We start from the raw sequence: 1,408 nt of genomic DNA, 5'->3' as shown, positions 1-1,408 counted from the left end.
TGCATTACTGGCTGCCTGCGGGCAAGCGCCGCTTCGTCTCGATCATACCGGGCATCATCTTCACGCTGATTGCCTGGCTAATCGGGTCGACCATCTTCGCCGCCTATCTAGACCGTTTCTCGTCCTATGTGACGACCTATGCCGGCCTTGCCTCGATCATGGTCGCGGTCGTCTTCCTCTATATGGTCTCGGCGATCTTCATTCTCGGCGGTGAACTCAATGCCGCGATCAGCCGCTATCTGGAGGCACGCGCGCGAGTTGGCTGATTCTTGTTTTGAGCATGATCTTTTCCGAAACCGGTTCCCACTTTTTGGGATCATGCTTTGGTTGGCCGAGCGGTTGCCAGCCCGACGCCGAACGTCGCGATCGCCATGCCGACGATCTGGACCAGGTTCAACTGTTCGCCGAACAACAGCCAGGCGATGACCGCGGTGACGGCCGGGACCAGATAGAACAGCGAAGCGACTTTCGACATCTCGCCGTCGCGGATCATTACCATCAACAGGAAGATGGCGCCGATCGACAGCACCAGCACCAGCCATGCCATGGCGAAGATCAACTCGCCATTGACGATGACGGTTCGCGTCTCGAAAGCGAGCGAGGCCAAAGCCATCACCGATGCACCGCCGACATATTGCCAAGTGGTGGCCGCCACGAGATCGCCGCCGGAGGCGAAGCGCTTCTGCCAGATCGTGCCGGCGCTCATGCCAAGCACCGAGACAAGCGAGGCGGCCAGCGTCTCGGCCGTCACGCCGCCGCCGAGCGTTCCGAGCTTCGGCCAAAGCACGATGACCACGCCGGCAAGTCCGACAATGAGGCCGACCCAATGGCGCGGCAGGATCGCCTCGCCGAGAAATCGGCCGGCCATCACTGCGGTGATCAGCGGCTGCAGCCCGACGATCAAGGCCGATAACCCGGCCGGCATGCCCCTGTGGATGGCCCAGAACACGCCGCCGAGATAGACGCCATGCATCAGGATGCCGGCGCCGGTCGCGTGAAACGCCTCCTTGCGCGTCGCTCGCCTGGAGCCGAGTGCTGCCATCAAGGCGGCCAACAGCACGGCGGCCAGCACGAAACGAGCGGCCAGGAAGGTGAAAGGCTCGGCCCACGGCATGGCATAACGCGCGCCGATGAAGCCGGTCGCCCACAGGACGACAAAGGAGGCGGGGATGAACCGCTTGATGCTGTGCATTTTTGAAAGGCTGCCGCGTGCTCGGTGAGGGGTTTTGTACGGGACCGCTGTAATGCGGTTCAACCCGGCTAGCAAAACCAAACGGTTGATCCATAGGCTCATCCGAATTGAAGGATGCGCTCTGGGTCAGGGAGGATCAAAAACGCTGCTGCGGTGCAGAACCTTTGATAGCGGAGGGACAGCGCCCCCCTCTGTCCTGCCGGACATCTCCCCCAC

General features: G+C 61.9%; 2 protein-coding genes. One reads left to right on the top strand and one right to left on the bottom strand.

What is annotated here, in order from left to right; genetic code table 11:
• Positions 1-266, top strand: a 266-nt coding sequence (locus AC0L2A_RS36150) for a YhjD/YihY/BrkB family envelope integrity protein (RefSeq protein ID WP_473612954.1), incomplete at its 5' end; no start/stop codon positions are given.
• A 50-nt stretch (positions 267-316) separates the two neighbouring features.
• Here AC0L2A_RS36150 and AC0L2A_RS36145 read toward each other — a convergent pair.
• On the bottom strand, positions 317-1,192 hold the full coding sequence (locus AC0L2A_RS36145) for a DMT family transporter (RefSeq protein ID WP_473612953.1): 876 nt from the start codon (positions 1,190-1,192) through the stop codon (positions 317-319).
• Between the last annotated feature and the right edge of the window lie 216 nt (positions 1,193-1,408).

Source organism: Mesorhizobium sp. WSM4844, from assembly GCF_055811775.1.
Note: the sequence above shows the minus strand (reverse complement) of the source record. Positions and strands in the feature narration are given on the sequence as shown.